Origin of the sequence: Nocardiopsis protaetiae (assembly GCF_045446735.1) — a bacterium.
GTDB classification, from domain to species: Bacteria; Actinomycetota; Actinomycetes; order Streptosporangiales; family Streptosporangiaceae; genus Nocardiopsis; species Nocardiopsis protaetiae.
On sequence record NZ_JBJJBV010000455.1, the window covers coordinates 1 to 3,153 of the forward strand.

General features: G+C 72.6%; 3 protein-coding genes. 1 reads left to right on the forward strand and 2 read right to left on the reverse strand.

Annotated elements, in window-relative coordinates:
- Positions 1 to 1,255, reverse strand: a 1,255-nt coding sequence (locus tag ACJOT3_RS33745; RefSeq protein WP_406977190.1) for a sensor histidine kinase, incomplete at its 3' end; no start/stop codon positions are given.
- Positions 1,252 to 1,962: a response regulator transcription factor gene (locus ACJOT3_RS33750; protein WP_406977191.1), complete on the reverse strand. Its 711-nt coding sequence runs from the start codon at positions 1,960 to 1,962 to the stop codon at positions 1,252 to 1,254. The genes ACJOT3_RS33750 and ACJOT3_RS33745, both read right to left, overlap by 4 nt.
- Positions 1,963 to 2,092: 130 nt before the next feature.
- On the opposite strand from ACJOT3_RS33750, the gene ACJOT3_RS33755 reads away from it, so the two are divergent.
- Complete coding sequence (locus ACJOT3_RS33755; protein ID WP_406977192.1) at positions 2,093 to 2,581, forward strand: glutathione peroxidase; 489 nt, start codon at positions 2,093 to 2,095, stop codon at positions 2,579 to 2,581.
- The last annotated feature ends 572 nt before the right edge of the window (positions 2,582 to 3,153 follow it).

The following is a 3,153-nucleotide window of genomic DNA, read 5'->3' on the forward strand; positions in this document are numbered from 1 at the left end:
CCTCCGGCGGCAGCTCCCCGGCCCACGCCGGGGCGTCCCCGTCCGGCACCGGCCCCCGGTCCACCCGCACCAGCACCGGTGTCCCCGGCGGGGTGTGCGCGACCGCGTTACCCACCAGGTTCTCCAGCACCTGGCGCAGCCGGCCCGGGTCGCCCACGGCCCGCACCGGCGCGGCGGCCTCGACCCGCACCGACGCCCGGGGCGTGCGCGCCGACACGGCCGCGGCCACCTCCCGCGCGATCGCCCCCAGCTCCACGTCGGCGCGTTCCAGGGCGGGCTCCTCGTCGAACCGGGACAGCACCAGCAGGTCGTCCACCAGCGCCCCCATCCGCTCGGCCTCGCCCTCGATCCGCGCCACCCAGTCGTCGCCGCGCACGTCCCCGACCACCAGGCCCTGTGCCCGCCCCTGCCGGTACAGTTCGGCGAACCCCCGGATCGACGACAGCGGGGTGCGCAGCTCGTGCGAGGCGTCCGCGACGAACCGCCGCGTGGTGGCCGCCGACCGGTCGCGTTCGGCCAGCGCCCGGGACAGCTCGCCCAGCATCGTGTTGAGCGCCGCGCCCACCCGGTCCACCTCCGCCGCCGCGCCGTCGCGGGGCACCCGCCGGTCCAGGTCGCCGTCGGCGATGGCCCGGGCGGTCTCCTCCATCTCCCGCAGCGGCCGCAGCCTGCGGCGCACCACCGCGGTCGCGGCGGCCCCCAGCGCGGCCAGGATCACCGCTCCGACCGTCACCTCGATGAGCACCAGGGTGCGCACGGTGGTGCCGATGCCGCCGAGCGACTGCGCCACCACCGCGACGCTCCCGTCCTCCCGGGCGGCGGCCAGCACCCGCCAGTCGTCCCCGCCGTCGGTGCCGGGCAGGGTGAAGGGCGCCCCCGCGCGCTCGCGCAGCCCCTCGGCGCCCACCGCGGACACGTCGGGCAGCCCCTCGTCCCCGGAGCTCTGCCCGCTGCTCTGCGTCACCTCGCCGTCGGCGGACACCGACAGCGACCGCAGGTCGGTGGGCAGCGGCGGCGGCCGGTGCCCGGCCTCCTCCGGCACACCTTCCTCGGGCACGGTCCCCTCCGGCGCCGGCCCCCCGGAGCGCGGCGCCGCCTCGGCCGCCGCAAGCCCGCGCAGCCGGTGGTCCACCTCCTGCACCAGCGCCTGGCGCAGCAGCAGCACCCCGGCCGCCCCCGACACCACCAGCCCCAGGGCCACCAGGGCCAGCACCGTCAGCGTGATCCGGCCGCGCAGCGACCGCGGCCGCCTCACCGCTCCTCCCGGGGCGGGCGCAGCCCGTAGCCGACCCCGCGCACCGTGCGGATCAGCGGCGGCCGGTCCTTGTCGATCTTGCGCCGCAGGTAGCTGATGTAGGTCTCCACCACCCGCACGTCGTCGCTCTGGCCGTCCCACACCCGGTCCAGGATCTGCGTCTTGGTCACCACCCGGCCCGCGTTGGCCAGCAGGTAGCGCAGCAGCGCGAACTCGGTGGGGGACAGGTCGATCGGCACCCCGCCGCGCCGCACCTCGTGGGCGTCCTCGTCCAGCTCCAGGTCGCCGTAGCGCAGCGGCTCCCCGGCCGCCTCCGCCCCCGAGCGGCGCAGCACCGCCCGCAGCCGCAGCACCACCTCCTCCAGGCTGAACGGCTTGGTGACGTAGTCGTCGGCCCCGGCCCGCAGTCCGGCGATCCGGTCCCCGACGGTGTCGCGCGCGGTGAGGAACAGCAGCGGCAGCCCGGGGACCCGCGCCCGCAGGTCCCCGACCAGGTCCAGGCCGCTGCGCCCGGGCAGGGTCACGTCCACCAGGGCGATGTCGGGGGTGAACCCGGCCAGGGCCGCCAGCGCGCCCTCGGCGTCGGGCGCGCCGCGGGTGGTGAAGCCGCTCAGCTCCAGGGACGCGGTGAGCAGTTCCAGGATGTTGGGTTCGTCCTCGACGATGAGGACCCGGGGCCCCTCGGCCCCGGTGGAGGGATGTGCCATCGGCCGTTCCTGTCGTCGTTCGTCGCCGTGCGGCAGGTTACGCCGTTCGGGTGAGAGACCGGTGAGAGCGCGCCGCACGGGTTCTGGCACTCTGGAATCCGGCGCGCAGGAACGGTGAAGAGGAGTGGACATGGCGGAGTTGGACGGGATCCCGGTGACGCTGATCGACGGGCGCGAGACGACGTTCGGTGAGTGGGCGGACCGGGTGCGCCTCGTGGTGAACGTGGCCTCCCGCTGCGGGCTCACCCCGCAGTACGGCGCGCTGGAGGAGTTGCAGAAGGCCTACGGCGACCGCGGGTTCACCGTGCTGGGCTTCCCCAGCAACCAGTTCCTCCAGGAGTTCGGCGGCGACGACAAGATCGCCGAGTACTGCTCGATGACCTGGGGGGTGACCTTCCCGATGATGAGCAAGGTCAAGGTCAACGGCCGGGGCCGCCACCCCCTCTACGCCGAGCTGACGCGGACCCCGGACGCGGAGGGCAACGCGGGGCGGGTCAAGTGGAACTTCGAGAAGTTCCTGGTCCTGCCCGACGGGGAGGTCCACCGCTTCCGCCCCTCGACCGTGCCCGACGACCCGGCGATCGTCGCGCTCATCGAGAAGCACCTGCCGCGGGCCTGACCCCGGCCGAGTTCCTTCGAAAAACGACCTATTTTCCCAGTGGGTAAAGCAGGGAAATGGTTCCGGATCTCCGAAAAACGGGGTGCGATCGGATGATTACCCGATCGCGCCCCGTTCTTTCTGTACTGTCAAGCGGGGTGTTTAGCGCATTCGTTCTGTGGTAGAGGGGCGGTTTCTCCGGGCTCGGGGTCGGGTTCGGGCGCGAGACTGTGTGCATAAGGCCATGTCAAAAGGGTTTCGTATGTTTTGCGGGGATATCTCATGAGATGATTCATGATTTTTTCATCTGATCCTCGGTTTCATATGAGTCCGAAAGTGGCCACCGCATTGTCTTTCCCGGGCGCCATTCTTAGAGTGGGCACCGCGTTCGACGCCGCCCACCGGTAAGGCGCCATGAGGTGGCGTGCGCCCGCATCCCCGCCCCTTAGCTTGAGATTTAACCTGTCTGGTTCTTGTGTTCTGCCAGGGTCGCGGCGCGTTTGACGGTTTTGCCGACCTCATGCCGGGGCGCGGGCCCGTGGTTCTTCATCCCGGGAGGCCGCCCGGGACCGGGCCGGGAGGGTTTGGGCGCA

Coding starts and splice junctions, on each gene's coding strand:
- ACJOT3_RS33750 (WP_406977191.1), bottom strand. CDS start 1,962: ATGGCACATCCCTCCACCGGGGCCGAGGGGCCCCGGGTCCTCATCGTC.
- ACJOT3_RS33755 (WP_406977192.1), top strand. CDS start 2,093: ATGGCGGAGTTGGACGGGATCCCGGTGACGCTGATCGACGGGCGCGAG.